A 14,837-nucleotide genomic window follows, 5' to 3' on the forward strand; every position below is an offset into this window, starting at 1 on the left:
TTAACATTTAAATGAATCCTATATATAAATTCTTCAAACGATTATCTGTTACTAAGAAAGTAATGACAATAAGCATTGCTCTTTTGATGATAGGATACATCTTTTGCCTTCCCCGGCAACTGTTTCATGTACCCTACTCCACCGTTGTGACTGATCGAAACGAAGAATTACTGGGAGCACGTATCGCTTCGGATGGTCAATGGCGGTTTCCTCCCCGAAAGACAACACCTGAAAAAATCAAGCAATGTCTTATTACCTTTGAAGATAAACACTTTTACCACCATTGGGGAGTTAATCCGCTATCTACCGGAAGAGCACTCTATCAGAATTTAAAGAATAAACGTGTTGTAAGCGGAGGCAGTACCCTTACCATGCAGACCATCCGTCTCGCCCGGAACAAACCCAGAACTATCGGAGAGAAAGTCATCGAAATGATCTGGGCTACCCGTTTGGAGTTTCGGACTTCCAAAGAGGAAATCTTATCCATGTATGTCTCCCATGCACCATTCGGAGGAAATGTAGTAGGACTGGATGCTGCTGCCTGGCGCTACTTCGGTCATTCTGCCGAAGATTTATCATGGGCGGAATCAGCCATGCTGGCCGTCCTGCCCAATGCCCCCGCCATGATTCATCTATCCAAAGGACGAAAAATACTACTTTCCAAACGCAACCGTTTATTAAAACAACTTTTTGAAGAAGAGATTATTGATGCGTCCACCTATGAATTGGCTATCAGCGAACCGTTACCCGACGAACCACATCCTCTTCCTCAAATAGCCCCCCACCTGGTTACCCGCTTTTATCAAGAAAGAAACGGATTATATACCCGCTCAACCATCGATAAAGGAATACAAACCCATATAGAGAGTTTGGCGGAACGGTGGAGCAATGAATTTAATCGAAGTGATATCCGTAACCTGGCTATCCTAATTATAGACATTCCCACCAATCAAGTGGTAGCATACTGCGGAAATGTACATTTCGACCGTAAGCAAGGGGGGAATCAAGTAGACGTGATTCAAGCTCCCAGAAGTACAGGCAGTATTTTAAAACCCTTTCTCTATGGTGCCATGCTACAGGAGGGAAGTCTATTACCGCAAATGCTGTTACCGGACGTACCCGTTAATATCAACGGCTTTACTCCACAAAACTTCAGCCTGCAGTTTGAAGGAGCCGTCCCCGCTTCCGAAGCTCTTGCCCGCTCATTGAATATCCCGGCTGTCACCATGTTACAAAGATATGGAGTACCCAAATTTCATCACATGCTGCAACAAATGGGGTTCAAGACTATCAACCGATCAGCCTCCCATTATGGATTATCACTCATTTTAGGAGGTGCCGAAGCTACTTTATGGGATGTGACGAATGCTTATGCACAAATGGGACGAAGCCTCTCCAACAGTCATTCCAACGACCTTCCCCAAGAAAAGGAAGTGCAGATACTACTGGGAACAGAAGAAAAGACAGTTTCGGAAAGAGATGGTTCAAGAAAAGTTACTTCAGGAAAGACCATTTCAAGAAAAACAACTTCGAGAAAGGATATATTAGAAGGAGTTATTTCAGAAGGAGTCATTTCTGCAGGAGCGGCCTGGCTCACCCTTTCCGCCTTAACAGAAGTCAACCGCCCTGAAGAAATTGACTGGAAATCAATCCCCTCAATGCAGACTATCGCATGGAAGACCGGAACGAGTTACGGATTCCGTGACGCCTGGGCCGTTGGCGTGACTCCCCGCTATGCAGTAGGCGTATGGGTAGGAAATGCAACCGGAGAAGGAAAACCCGGATTGGTCGGTGCACAGACAGCCGGTCCCGTATTATTCGATATATTCAATTATCTCCCATCTTCACCCTGGTTCGAACGTCCCACAGGAATTTTCGTTGATGCAGAAATATGCCGTCAATCCGGTCATCTGAAAGGACGTTTCTGTGAAGAAACCGACACCGTACTGATCCTTCCCGTCGGATTACGGACAGAGGCTTGTCCTTACCATCATCTCGTCACACTATCCGCCGACGAAAGCCACCGCATCTATGAAAACTGTGCAAACACGGAACCTACCATTCAGAAATCATGGTTTGCCCTGCCGCCCGTATGGGAATGGTACTATAAACAGCATCATCCGGAATATAAACCGCTGCCACCTTTCAAAGCCGGCTGCGGAGAAGATTCTTTCCAACCCATGCAGTTCATCTACCCTCCGATGAACGCCCACATCAAGCTGCCCAAGCAATTGGACGGCAGCAAAGGCTTTATCACGGTGGAACTGGCACACAGCAATCCCAATGCCACTATCTTCTGGCATCTCGACGACACCTATCAGACACAGACACAGGATTTCCACAAAATTTCCCTGCAACCTGCTCCCGGCAAACATTCCCTGACGGCAGTAGACGGAGAAGGTAACACAGTTTCCACCACTTTCTTCATCGAATAAACATCTTATTTTATTATCTTTGCCGCATGAAACAGCCATTAAAAGAAAACGGTGGACTACCGGCATCTATCCTCTGGACACTTGCTATTGTGGCCGGTGTCTCGGTAGCCAACATCTATTATATTCAACCTCTATTAAATATGATACGCCATGAACTTGGCATATCAGAGTTCAGAACTAACCTGATTGCCATGGTCACGCAAATAGGCTATGCGGCAGGATTGTTGTTTATCACCCCTCTGGGAGATTTATATCAGCGTAAGAAAATCATCCTGGTCAACTTCACCGTTCTGATATTCTCCCTATTGACTATCGCCCTGACGCACAATTTTCATTTGATACTTATCGCTTCATTCCTCACGGGAGTTTGTTCGATGATTCCACAAATATTCATTCCGATAGCCGCCCAGTTCTCCCGTCCGGAAAATAAAGGCAGGAATGTAGGGATTGTCTTATCAGGACTATTGACCGGCATTCTGGCTTCACGTGTCGTCAGCGGATTTATCGGTGAACTGATTGGCTGGCGGGAAATGTATCACATCGCTGCAGGCATGATGTTTATCTGCGCAATCGTTGTATTAAAAGTCCTTCCTGACATTCAGACCAACTTTCAGGGAAAGTATAGCGGCCTGATGAAATCTCTGTTAGCCTTAGTGAAAGAATACCCGCAACTGCGCATTTATTCGATCCGGGCGGCACTGAATTTCGGTTCCCTCCTCGCCATGTGGTCCTGTCTGGCTTTTAAAATGGGACAAGCCCCGTTCTTCGCCAACAGCGACGTAATCGGTATGCTAGGACTTTGCGGAGTGGCCGGAGCATTGACTGCTTCTTTCGTAGGAAGATACGTAAAGCAAGTAGGTGTACGCCACTTTAACTTTATCGGTTGCGGATTGATTCTCTTTGCCTGGTTACTGTTCTTCATCGGTGAAAACACTTTTATTGGTATCATTGCCGGAATCATCATCATTGACATAGGGATGCAATGCATCCAACTTAGCAACCAAACAAGTATCTTCGAACTAGACCCGCGCGCTTCGAACCGTATCAATACAGTTTTCATGACTACTTACTTTATTGGCGGTTCAATGGGAACATTTCTGGCGGGCAGCTTTTGGCAACTGTATGGTTGGCACGGAGTTATCGGTACCGGAGTCGTTTTAACCGGAATTTCTTTATTAATTACGACTTTCTACAAGAAGTGAGTCAACAAAACGGACGGTCAAACCGTTTATTACAATAAAAAAGCCAATGAAATACGGAGTTAACAGACAAATCTTACTTATCACAGCCGGCACCGTCTGGATTATAGCCGGTGCGAATATTCTGCGAATAGGAATTGTAACCTGGTTAAACACCTCCCAAGATTGGATGTTCAAAATAGGAGAAGCTACCGTCGTTTTCTTGTTATTCTTCGTTCTGGTGTTCAGAAGGCTTTATTATAAACATACCCAGCGAATCGAACAAAAGAAAGAACACAAAAATTGCCCGTTCTCCTTTTTCGATGTGAAAAGTTGGATTACAATGATCTTCATGATTTCTCTGGGAATTACCATACGTAGCTTCCATCTTCTGCCCGAAACGTTCATTTCTGTTTTCTATACCGGATTATCCATTGCCCTCATCCTGACAGGGGTACTTTTCATCCGTTACTGGTGGATAAGGCGTAAGACTTTCGCTAATTGAGCCGGTCTTATACATATTCCAATCAAATACAAACTTATAATAATTTTTATTGCCTGACGTTTTGAAGCAAAAGATTTCATTCTTTTTTGTTGTATCTTTGCGCGGCTATAAACAAAACAGTAGCCGGAAAACAAATAAAAGGTTATAAGAATCAACATGAAGAAAGCCCCCTCTCCCATTGTATCATTGATACCGATCATTGTACTGGTGTTATTATTGTTTGCCACTATCCGCACATTTGGCAGTGATGCCCTAAGCGGCGGAAGCCAAGTGTCACTACTCACCACTACAGCTATTTGTATCCTTATCGGTATGGTGTTCTATAAAATTCCCTGGAAAGATTATGAGCTCGCCATCACCAACAATATTGCCGGAGTGGCAACAGCCATTATTATTCTATTGATAATCGGTGCGTTGAGCGGGATCTGGATGATTAGTGGAGTAGTGCCTACGCTAATCTACTACGGGATGCAAATTATCCATCCCAGTTTCTTCCTGGCATCTACCTGCATCATCTGCGCATTGATTTCTGTTATGACCGGAAGTTCGTGGACTACCATTGCTACCATCGGTATCGCCCTGATGGGTATCGGAAAAGCACAAGGTTTCGAAGACGGCTGGATTGCCGGAGCCATTATTTCAGGAGCATACTTCGGAGATAAAATATCTCCTTTATCCGAAACCACCATCCTGGCCTCTTCTATCACAGACACTCCCTTGTTCCGTCACATCCGTTATATGATGATTACTACGGTTCCATCTCTTGTCATTACGCTAATTATTTTCACCGTAGCAGGATTCTCTCATGATGCCAACAATACACAACACATCGCAGAAGTGGCAACAGCTCTGAATGAAAAGTTTCATATCACTCCGTGGCTACTGATAGTTCCCGTAGCAACCGGGATATTGATAGCGAAGAAAGTGCCGTCTATCGTTACGCTGTTCCTGTCTACCCTGCTGGCTGCTGTTTTTGCTTTGATCTTTCAGCCGGATTTGTTGGAAGAAATTTCAGGAATTGCCGCTTCCGGATTCGATTCACTGTTTAAAGGACTAATGATGACTATCTACGGAGAGACAAATTTACACACGGATAATGCCGTTCTGACAGATTTAATTGCCACACGTGGCATGTCAGGAATGATGAATACGATTTGGTTGATACTATGTGCCATGTGTTTCGGCGGAGCAATGACAGCAAGCGGCATGGTGGGAAGTATCACTTCCATCTTTGTGCGCTTTATGAAGAAAACAGTCAGCGTGGTCAGTGCGACGGTTTGTTCCGGTCTGTTTCTTAATCTGACCACTGCCGATCAATATATCAGTATTATTCTGACGGGAAATATGTTTCGCGATATTTATGCCAAGAAAGGGTATGAAAGTTGCTTACTAAGCCGTACCACGGAAGATGCAGTAACCGTTACATCCGTATTGATCCCGTGGAACAGCTGTGGAATGACTCAAGCCACTATCTTGAGTGTACCCACACTTGTGTATCTCCCTTATTGTTTTTTCAACATTATCAGTCCCTTAATGAGTATCACCGTGGCAGCCATCGGATATAAAATTGCACGACGTTCGTGAACAATCTGGCATACACTTTGTTTTTGCAATAAACGAACAACATATTAAACCTAAACAAAAAAAAGTTATGAAAAAGTTTATTGCATTAGTAGCATTAGTATTAGTGAGTGCAAGCACAATGATGTATGCACAAGAAAGTAACGCAGCAGCACGCCGCGCAGAAAGAAAAGCTCAAAGAGATGCAGAGAGAGCGAAACTCCGTGCCGAAGAAGAGGTGCAGGACATGGCAGCCTATCAACAAGCTGTACAGGCTTTGAAAAACAAGCAATTTGTATTGGAAGCTAATCAGGTTGTCTTCCGCAACGGTATGAGTGCTTTTGTTACTTCAAACACCAACTTCGTCCTGATGAACGGCAACAGAGCTACCGTACAGACTGCTTTCAACACTCCTTACCCAGGTCCTAACGGAATCGGTGGTGTGACAGTAGATGGTAATTCTTCGGATATGAAGATGAATATCGACAAAAAAGGAAATGTGAACTGTTCATTCAGTGTTCAGGGTATCGGCATCTCCGCTCAAGTATTTATTAATATGAGCAGTGGAAACAATACAGCTTCGGTTAGTATCAGCCCGAACTTCAGCAACAACAACCTGACATTGAACGGAAATATCGTTCCGCTTGACCAGTCAAATATCTTCAAGGGACGTTCCTGGTAATCCGGATACAAGAATCTTATCATAACTCCGCTACAAATCGCGCAAAATGCGTACATTTGTAGCGGAGTTTTTTTATTCAGTATGGCTTATGAGAGAATTTATCATTGCAGACAATCAGGATATCAGTAAGGCAGGAATGATGTTCCTGTTGAGTAAACAAAAGGAGGTATCCCTCCTTTTAGAAGCTGACAACAAGGCTGAACTGATTCAGCAGCTACGATTGTATCCGCAAGCAGTGATTATCCTGGATTACACCTTGTTCAATTTTGCGGGGGCAGATGAATTGATTGTCCTGCAGGAAAGATTCAAGGAAGCCGACTGGATTCTATTCTCTGACGAACTAAGCCTGAACTTTCTCCGCCAAGTATTATTCAGCAGCATGGCTTTCGGGGTAGTGATGAAAGATAACTCAAAAGAAGAAATCATGACTGCCATTCAATGCGCCACCCGCAAACAACGGTATATTTGCAATCATGTCAGCAATCTGCTGCTTTCGGGAACTTCTTCTCCGCTGGCAGCGTCAAGCATGGACGACCATTTGCTGACGCAGACAGAAAAGAATATCCTAAAAGAAATTGCATTAGGGAAAACAACGAAAGAGATTGCCGCAGAGAAAAATCTTAGTTTCCATACGATCAACAGCCATCGTAAGAATATCTTTCGCAAATTGGGAGTGAATAATGTGCACGAGGCTACTAAATATGCGATGAGGGCAGGGATTGTGGATTTAGCCGAATACTATATCTGACACCGCTATTCACTAACCTCTACCCCTCTAAGGGAACTATTTAACAGATAATTTCTCCGCTTCCCACACAAACTTTCGCCTCTTCATCATAAATCACCCCAAACTGCCCCGGAGCAATGCCTTGCAGCTTTTCAGAGGACAAAATGTGGAATTGCTTCTCCCCTTCCTGTATCAGTTTTCCTTTGGTAAAGTCGGGAGTGTGACGAATCTTGAAAGTGATGTCTATCTCCTTCTCCTGCCCTTTCCAGGGATTATCAGTAATGAAATGGAAATCATGCATCCGGAATTCATTGCCGTACTGTGTTTCCACACCGTAACCGCGGGACACATAAATTGTATTTTCTTCAATATCCTTCTTGACTACGAACCAGGGTCCACCACTCAATCCAAGCCCTTTGCGCTGGCCGATTGTATGAAACCAATAGCCGCGATGTGTACCCAATTTCTTTTCGGTTTCCAATTCAATAATCGCCCCTTCCTTTTCTCCTAAAAAGCGACGGACAAAATCATTGTAGTTTATCTTCCCGAGAAAACAGATACCCTGACTATCTTTCCTTCTGGCACTCGGCAATCCGGCTTTATTGGCAATCTCACGCACTTCCTGCTTCATCAAACCTCCAATGGGAAACATGAGTTTGGAAACTTGCAGGTAATCAATCTGTGCGAGAAAGTCCGTCTGGTCTTTCACAGGGTCTTTCGCTGTGCCCAACCAAGTTTTACCGTTGCGTTGCAAGGTGGTGGCATAATGACCGGTTGCCGTAAAGTCGAAGTCTTTCCCTACACGCTGTTCAAAGCAACCGAATTTGATAAGCTTATTACACATCACATCCGGATTAGGCGTCAGCCCCTGCCGGATTTTATCAATGGCATAGGCCGCTACATTCTCCCAATACTCCTGATGCAAATCCACTACCTCCAAAGACAGACCGTACTTACGTGCCGTAGCAGTAGATAATTCAATATCTTCCTCTGCCGAACAGTCCATATATTCCGCTCCGTCCATGCCTATCTTAATATAAAAAAGAGTGGGCTTATATCCTTGCTCACAAAGGAGATGTACAACAACCGAACTGTCGACACCTCCTGATAATAATGCAGCTATATCCATGAATAATGATTCGTCTATTAATAACGTTCTATATGTAAGCTAATACCTATTAAAAAATTCTATGCTACAAAGATAAGGCAAGAATCTCTAACAGCCAATCACATATTGAAGGCATTTTTATACCATAAATGTGGTAGATAAGCAAAGTATTTCCTACATTTGCACAGTAAAAAGCTTTTTATGATGACGAAATTAAGAAAGATAATCCTCATACCTGCCCTGAGCATCGTATTTATCAGTGGCTTTTTCTCCTGTGGTGTCGACCGCTGGCCGGAGTATGCCCATCAGACCGCACTGGATACATGGATGTACGACATCATGCAGCAGAACTATCTGTGGTATCAAGATCTACCTTCCTACGATGATGTGAATCTGTTTCTGGAACCTGCCTCGTTTTTATCTAAAGTAAAATCAAAAAACGACAGCTATTCGTTTGTGGACTCTGTGATGGAGACTCCGCTGCCTACCTATGGATTTGATTATTCACTGGTTCGAAGTGCGGATATCGATACAGCATATAATGCATTAATTACTTACGTCATCCCCGGTTCACCGGCAGAAGCAGCCGGACTGGAACGTGGAAACTGGATTATGAAAGTCGATACTTCTTACATCAGCAAGAAATACGAGACTCAATTACTGCAAGGAACCCAAGCCCGGGATTTGGTGATGGGAGTATGGAAAGAAGTTCCTGTTGAGCCGGAAGAAGGGGAAGAAGGAGAAGAAGAATTTGTATACAAGGTAGTACCTAATGACATAACATTAAAACTACCTGCGGCACGATCCGTTGAGGATAATCCAGTGCATAAGACCAAAATACTTACGGTAAAAGAAAACAATAGAGATATTAAAGTAGGGTATCTCATGTACAATAGCTTCACAGCCGGAACCAATAGTGATCCGGACAAATACAATAACGAACTGCGACAAATCTCACAAGAGTTCAAGACAGCTGGCGTGAAATATGTTATACTTGACCTACGTTACAACACCGGTGGTTCATTGGATTGTGTTCAGTTATTAGGTACAATTCTGACTTCAGAGGCACGATTAAATAAGCCGATGGCCTATCTGGAATATAATAATAAAAACAGAGACAAGGATGCTACCATCAACTTTGATAGTGAGATATTAAAGAGCGGTGTTAATTTAGACCTGCCCGCTCTGTTTGCTATTACAAGCAGTACAACAGCCGGAGCACCGGAAATGTTAATTAGGAGTCTTTCACTGAAAGACAGTTATCCTGTCGTAACCATCGGTGGTGTCACTAAAGGACAAAATGTAGCAACAGAACAATTCATTAATGAAGAATTTCTGTGGTCAATCAACCCGGTAGTATGCACTGTCTATGATTCCAACCACGATGCCGGAGGAGCTATCTCCCCTGCAACAGATCTTAAAATCAGTGAAACTACTATTGATGGAGTTACTAATTATAGTGAATTTTTACCATTCGGTGATCCTAACGAAAGAATGTTAAAAGTAGCCATCGGTGTTATTGACGGAAGTTATCCACCAAAGGATGAAGAAACCGAAGAGACCACAAAAGCGCAATTCAAAATAGAGAAAAGCGTAATAAGTCCGGCAAGTAGACGTTTTAGTAGTAACGGATTACGATTAAAATAAGAAAGGATGAAAAAAATAGCTATTTTATTGCTGGCAATACTGATATTCAGTTGTTCGGATGATGACGAAAAGGGCACAGTAGAGAATAAAGGGCAATGGGCTATGATTTTCAATGAATCCGTCAAGAACGATTCAAACCCTGTAGATAAGACAGAGAAATTTATGTTCGATGGTGAGCGCCTGATTCAACATATTATAAAACAACGTTATTTCGAAGAAGAAATCAGCAACGAAGTAAACTTGAGCTACTCTGATAATCAGGTAACAGTTACCACTGACTATCCCACTTTAGTATATACATTAAATAGCGAAGGCTATGCCAGTCAATGTGTATACAGTTTGTCTTCACAAAATCGTATTTATCAATTTTCTTACTCTGCAGAAGGATACTTAACCGGAATTGTCGAGAATATTGACAATACAGAATACTCATCAACATCACTTACATACGAGAACGGAGATATAACCTCTATCAGTTCCAAGATGAACGGCCTTGAAAACAAGTTCATTTATGAACCGGGAGAAGAAAGTTCGACATACCATTTGCCCTGCCTCGGTTTATTAGAAATACACCCTCTGACATTCCATATTGAAGCTCTTTACGCTGGGTTATTGGGTAAGGACCCGCGCCATTTCACCATACGCAGTTGTCCTGCAGGAAGTAACGATGAAAAGACAATCTATTCGTATGAGTTTGATAAAAAAGGGAATCCATCCAGGATGATTTGTCAAACGACCTATGCCGGAGGACAGGCCAGCTATTATCCATACACACGCAACATTTCGGTTTCTTTCGAATAATCTTTCATTCCGAACATCGAATTCTCTTTTAAAGTAGCACAATCACTCTATTTCTGTCAAGAGCAGAATTATAGATTCTTAACCTATAAAGCCCCTTTTCATACCTCAACTTTGTTTATTCCGAAACAAAGGCTCTGATTTTACCTAACAAAGGCTTCAACTTCTCCTAACGCAGCGTTTAATGAGTCGTAACGCACCGTCTAATTTTTATAAAGCTGCGGTATAAAACACGTTAATCTCTGGTTTCATCCCTTTTATAAGCCGGGATAAAGCTCACGCCTCCCAAGTATACAACAAAAAAGGAGAAAGCTTCCGCTCCCTCCTTCTATCGTAGTTTAACCTCAATCTATTTTATGATTCTGTACCAAAGATACAACATTGAAAAGCCAAAGTCAAGTATTCCCGGTTTTATTTCTTGAAAAACTTATCAAAGAACAGAATCTGATAATCAATGGAGTTATTCCAATACTGCCCTGTATGTCCTCCCGGACGGGTAATAAAATCATGATCGATCTTTTTTTCTAACAGGCGGTTATGCAAATCCTTGTTCACATTCAAGAAGAAATCTCCTTCTCCACAATCGACAATGATAGCCAAATCGCCATTCTCTATCTTATCAATCTGATTGATAACGGTATGATTATCCCATACTTCCTTGTTAGATTCATATTCTCCCAACTGCTTGGACATGTCCCAGTTTTTCGGGAACGGGCGAATATCCATCCCTCCGCTTGTACTTCCACTGGCACCAAACGTATCTTTATGACGGATTGCATTCCACATCGCTCCGTGTCCACCCATACTTAATCCGGTGATGGCACGTCCTTTTCTGTCGGCAATCGTCTTGTAATGTTCGTCGATATACTTCACCAGTTCCGATGAAATAAAAGTTTCATAACGATAAGACGGATTGAGCGGACTATCCCAGTACCAGCTATTCTTTCCGTCCGGACAAACGAATATAATTCCTTTTTCATCCGCAATTTGAGGAAGATTCGGTTTAATTCCAATCCATGTTTTAGCATTTCCACCGTAACCGTGCAACAAATAAATGGCGGGACAAGCTACCGCTTTCTTCCCCAGCGCAGCATCCGGCGTTACCACCACCACTTGCACATCCTTATTCATGGAAGGACTTTTAATTAATAAGGTATCTACTTTGGCAGCAAAAGACGGAGCCACCCATACTAAAAAAAGAGCAATTAATAGAAGTTTTTTCTTTTTCATTGTGTGTTATATAGTTAGATATAGTTATTCCTCTGCTACTGCGGAAGGATCAAATTTAGAAACCGGCATTTCAAAGGTTTTATGACATTGCTTACAAATATAATTCCAGTGGTTGTCTCCCGGAGGAATGACCATCAATGCCGAAAGTACGGCAGCACCCATCGCACGCCATCGCTTTCCCTTCCTCAAAACCAACCGGATATCCGACGAGCCGCAATACGGACAAAGCGTCAACTCTTCCGGCCAACTATCGTTATCTCTCAATACTTGAACAGCCTTATCATAGTCTTCATCTGCCACCAGTATATCCACCCCCGCTATACTGCTCACACAGCTTTTATACAAAGTAGAGAAGTTCTCATTGTGCAGAATAGACTCGATACCTTCATTCTCCAATGCCCCTTGAAGGATATGTGCTTTCATCGCATCATTACAAGTTATCAGTTTTACAGTCTTCATAAGGAATCTGTTTTTAATATGTCCTACAAATATAAGACATATTCTGTTTTTATTCACGGAAGGTATCATTCTTTAATACTTTTTTTGTACTTTCGCAGCAATAATTCGCAATCACATGAAAAGACTGTTGACTCTGCTACTATTTTCAAACCTTCTACTTTCCCTGCTACAGGCACAACCTGTACATCAAATCAGGGGAACGGTTATTGAGAAAAACAGCCGTCAGCCATTAGAGTTCATTAACGTAATGGTTCTCGGACTGAACAAAGGTGGCGTCACCAATGCAGAAGGCCATTTCACCATCGAACAAGTGCCTCCCGGCATCTACCGCCTGCAAGCAACTGCCATCGGCTACAAAAGTGTCACCACTCCCGAATATATTGTATCTACCAAAGATTTGAACATCTCAATAGAGATGGAAGAGAACCTGACCGAACTCGCAGGAGTAACCGTCACCGCTTCTCCTTTCCGACGTGATTTGGAAAGCCCCGTCAGCCTGCGCATTATCGGATTGCAGGAAATAGAAAAAAGTCCGGGAGCTAATCGGGACATTTCACGTATTGTTCAGTCTTATCCGGGAGTTGCCTTCTCACCGATTGGATACCGCAACGACTTGATTGTGCGCGGTGGTTCTCCTTCTGAAAACCGTTTCTACCTGGATGGAGTGGAAATTCCCAATATCAATCACTTCAGTACGCAAGGAGCCTCCGGTGGTCCGGTGGGAATCCTCAATGCCGACCTGATACGTGAAGTCAATTTCTACACCGGTGCTTTCCCCACTGATAGAGGAAACGCACTTAGTTCCGTTCTTGATTTCAAGTTGCGCGACGGAGATATGGAGCACAACTCTGTAAAGGCTACCCTCGGAGCATCCGAAGTCTCGCTCGCCTCCAACGGGCATATCGGGAAAAAGACCTCTTATCTGGTATCTATACGTCAATCTTATCTGCAATTCCTGTTTGATATGCTCGACCTCCCTTTCCTGCCGACTTTCACCGATGCGCAGTTCAAATTGAAAACCCGGTTTAACGAACAGAACGAGTTGACAGTGCTGGGACTCGGAGGAATCGACAATATGCGATTGAACACGAAAGCGGATAGCGAAGACAACGAATATATTCTTAGTTACCTGCCGAAAATCAAGCAGGAGACATTTACATTGGGAGCCGTTTATCGTCATTATGCAGGCGCACATGTGCAGTCAGTGGTAGTCAGTCACAGCTATCTGAACAACCGCAACACCAAATACCGTCAGAATGATGAAAGTATTCCGGAGAATCTGATGCTCCGCCTCCGTTCTACCGAACAAGAGACAAAATTCCGTTTCGAAAACAATTCTTCTTTCCGCAACTGGAAGGTCAACCTCGGATTGAACCTGGATTACAGCCAATATACCAACACCACCTTTCAAAAGGCATATACCAATCAGGCACAAACGTTTGATTACCATACTTATTTGGGGATGATGCGCTGGGGACTTTTCGGCACTATCAGCTACTCTTCGATGGACGAACGCTTCACTGCTTCTTTGGGATTGAGAGCGGATGCCAACAATTATTCATCGGCGATGAAATCACTCTCCGACCAGCTTTCACCGCGCATATCGCTTTCCTATCAACTTGCCGATCACTGGTTTTTAAGTGGAAATGCAGGACTTTATTACCAGTTGCCTCCTTACACGGCTCTCGGTTTTAAGGATAATAACGGAACGTATGTCAACAAATACAATCTCCGCTATATGAAAGTCAGCCAGGAAAGCTTGGGTATCAGTTGGCGCAAAGGAGATACTTTCGAAGTTTCCGTGGAAGGATTCTACAAAGATTATGATAAAATTCCGCTCTCCGTTGTGGATGGCATTCCTCTTACCTGCAAAGGAAATGACTACGGGGTGATTGGCAACGAATTGCTGACCTCCACCGCCCAGGGACGTTCGTATGGTGCGGAGATTTTGGTGAAATGGCTGATCGCCAAGAAACTGAATCTGGCTTCTTCCTTTACCTTATTTAAAAGCGAATACCGCAACGACAAAGAGAGTGAATACATTGCATCCGCATGGGACAACCGGTATATCTTCAACTTACGGGGAACCTACAATCTGCCACGCCAATGGAGTGTCGGGATGAAAGTCAGTTGCATCGGCGGTGCTCCTTATACGCCTTATGATGAAGAAAAGTCATCCCTGGTATCTGCCTGGGATGCACAAGGTAAAGCATATTACGACTATTCTAAATATAATAAAGAACGTCTTCCGGCTTTTGCACAGGTAGACCTCCGTATCGACAAGACATTTTATCTGAAACATTGTATGCTGGGATTCTATCTTGATTTGCAAAATATCACGGTAAGCAAACTGAAACAGCAAGATGTACTGATGAGCACCGGTATCATCGAAAATCCGGAAGCCCCTGCCGACAGCCAACACTATAAAATGAAACGCCTCAAACAATCGAGCGGGACATTGCTCCCCACATTAGGAATAACATTTGAGTATTAATTTATGCATAAAAC

Annotated in this window: 12 protein-coding genes; 9 read left to right on the top strand and 3 right to left on the bottom strand. The window is 43.3% G+C overall.

The genetic code is table 11. The features are described 5' to 3' along the window. Positions 1-11 precede the first annotated feature (11 nt). From pbpC to KSX81_RS27795, 6 genes are all read left to right on the top strand, one after another. Positions 12-2,435, top strand: a complete 2,424-nt coding sequence (gene pbpC, locus KSX81_RS27770; protein WP_217725637.1) for a penicillin-binding protein 1C — start codon at positions 12-14, stop codon at positions 2,433-2,435. Positions 2,436-2,461: 26 nt separating this feature from the next. Further along, positions 2,462-3,637: an MFS transporter gene (locus KSX81_RS27775; RefSeq protein WP_217725638.1), complete on the top strand. Its 1,176-nt coding sequence runs from the start codon at positions 2,462-2,464 to the stop codon at positions 3,635-3,637. 46 nt (positions 3,638-3,683) lie between these two features. After that, on the top strand, positions 3,684-4,118 hold the full coding sequence (locus KSX81_RS27780) for a hypothetical protein (protein WP_004305936.1): 435 nt from the start codon (positions 3,684-3,686) through the stop codon (positions 4,116-4,118). Between the two features lie 156 nt (positions 4,119-4,274). Beyond that, a complete protein-coding gene (gene nhaC / locus KSX81_RS27785) occupies positions 4,275-5,702 on the top strand; it encodes a Na+/H+ antiporter NhaC (RefSeq protein ID WP_004296953.1) in 1,428 nt (475 codons plus the stop codon). A 67-nt stretch (positions 5,703-5,769) separates the two neighbouring features. After that, entirely contained in the window at positions 5,770-6,360 is a 591-nt protein-coding gene (locus KSX81_RS27790) for a DUF4251 domain-containing protein (protein ID WP_004305931.1), read from the top strand. Between the two features lie 88 nt (positions 6,361-6,448). Continuing rightward, positions 6,449-7,108, top strand: a complete 660-nt coding sequence (locus KSX81_RS27795; protein ID WP_004319560.1) for a LuxR C-terminal-related transcriptional regulator — start codon at positions 6,449-6,451, stop codon at positions 7,106-7,108. A gap of 40 nt (positions 7,109-7,148) precedes the next feature. Here KSX81_RS27795 and mnmA read toward each other — a convergent pair whose 3' ends face one another. Next, entirely contained in the window at positions 7,149-8,216 is a 1,068-nt protein-coding gene (mnmA, locus tag KSX81_RS27800) for a tRNA 2-thiouridine(34) synthase MnmA (RefSeq protein ID WP_118419143.1), read from the bottom strand. A 180-nt stretch (positions 8,217-8,396) separates the two neighbouring features. Between mnmA and KSX81_RS27805 the strand changes: the two genes are divergently transcribed. Beyond that, positions 8,397-9,842, top strand: a complete 1,446-nt coding sequence (locus KSX81_RS27805) for a S41 family peptidase (protein ID WP_004305925.1) — start codon at positions 8,397-8,399, stop codon at positions 9,840-9,842. 6 nt (positions 9,843-9,848) lie between these two features. Further along, a complete protein-coding gene (locus KSX81_RS27810) occupies positions 9,849-10,643 on the top strand; it encodes a DUF4595 domain-containing protein (protein WP_004305923.1) in 795 nt (264 codons plus the stop codon). 408 nt (positions 10,644-11,051) lie between these two features. Here the strand turns inward: KSX81_RS27810 and KSX81_RS27815 are convergent, their stop codons facing one another. Further along, entirely contained in the window at positions 11,052-11,870 is an 819-nt protein-coding gene (locus KSX81_RS27815) for an alpha/beta hydrolase (RefSeq protein ID WP_217725639.1), read from the bottom strand. 24 nt (positions 11,871-11,894) lie between these two features. Next, positions 11,895-12,329: a DUF2007 domain-containing protein gene (locus KSX81_RS27820; RefSeq protein WP_122138313.1), complete on the bottom strand. Its 435-nt coding sequence runs from the start codon at positions 12,327-12,329 to the stop codon at positions 11,895-11,897. Positions 12,330-12,444: 115 nt separating this feature from the next. On the opposite strand from KSX81_RS27820, the gene KSX81_RS27825 reads away from it, so the two are divergent. After that, positions 12,445-14,823 carry a TonB-dependent receptor gene (locus KSX81_RS27825; protein ID WP_149939911.1) on the top strand — a complete coding sequence of 793 codons (2,379 nt, stop codon included), beginning with the start codon at positions 12,445-12,447 and terminating at the stop codon, positions 14,821-14,823. Positions 14,824-14,837: the final 14 nt, after the last annotated feature.

Source organism: Bacteroides sp. MSK.18.37 (assembly GCF_019129155.2).
In the GTDB taxonomy this organism is placed as follows: domain Bacteria; phylum Bacteroidota; class Bacteroidia; order Bacteroidales; family Bacteroidaceae; genus Bacteroides; species Bacteroides ovatus.

What these genes read in the sequence shown, in the direction of transcription:
- pbpC (WP_217725637.1), top strand. Translation starts at nt 12, where the DNA reads ATGAATCCTATATATAAATTCTTCAAACGATTATCTGTTACTAAGAAA.
- KSX81_RS27775 (WP_217725638.1), top strand. Translation starts at nt 2,462, where the DNA reads ATGAAACAGCCATTAAAAGAAAACGGTGGACTACCGGCATCTATCCTC.
- KSX81_RS27780 (WP_004305936.1), top strand. Translation starts at nt 3,684, where the DNA reads ATGAAATACGGAGTTAACAGACAAATCTTACTTATCACAGCCGGCACC.
- nhaC (WP_004296953.1), top strand. Translation starts at nt 4,275, where the DNA reads ATGAAGAAAGCCCCCTCTCCCATTGTATCATTGATACCGATCATTGTA.
- KSX81_RS27790 (WP_004305931.1), top strand. Translation starts at nt 5,770, where the DNA reads ATGAAAAAGTTTATTGCATTAGTAGCATTAGTATTAGTGAGTGCAAGC.
- KSX81_RS27795 (WP_004319560.1), top strand. Translation starts at nt 6,449, where the DNA reads ATGAGAGAATTTATCATTGCAGACAATCAGGATATCAGTAAGGCAGGA.
- mnmA (WP_118419143.1), bottom strand. Translation starts at nt 8,216, where the DNA reads ATGGATATAGCTGCATTATTATCAGGAGGTGTCGACAGTTCGGTTGTT.
- KSX81_RS27805 (WP_004305925.1), top strand. Translation starts at nt 8,397, where the DNA reads ATGATGACGAAATTAAGAAAGATAATCCTCATACCTGCCCTGAGCATC.
- KSX81_RS27810 (WP_004305923.1), top strand. Translation starts at nt 9,849, where the DNA reads ATGAAAAAAATAGCTATTTTATTGCTGGCAATACTGATATTCAGTTGT.
- KSX81_RS27815 (WP_217725639.1), bottom strand. Translation starts at nt 11,870, where the DNA reads ATGAAAAAGAAAAAACTTCTATTAATTGCTCTTTTTTTAGTATGGGTG.
- KSX81_RS27820 (WP_122138313.1), bottom strand. Translation starts at nt 12,329, where the DNA reads ATGAAGACTGTAAAACTGATAACTTGTAATGATGCGATGAAAGCACAT.
- KSX81_RS27825 (WP_149939911.1), top strand. Translation starts at nt 12,445, where the DNA reads ATGAAAAGACTGTTGACTCTGCTACTATTTTCAAACCTTCTACTTTCC.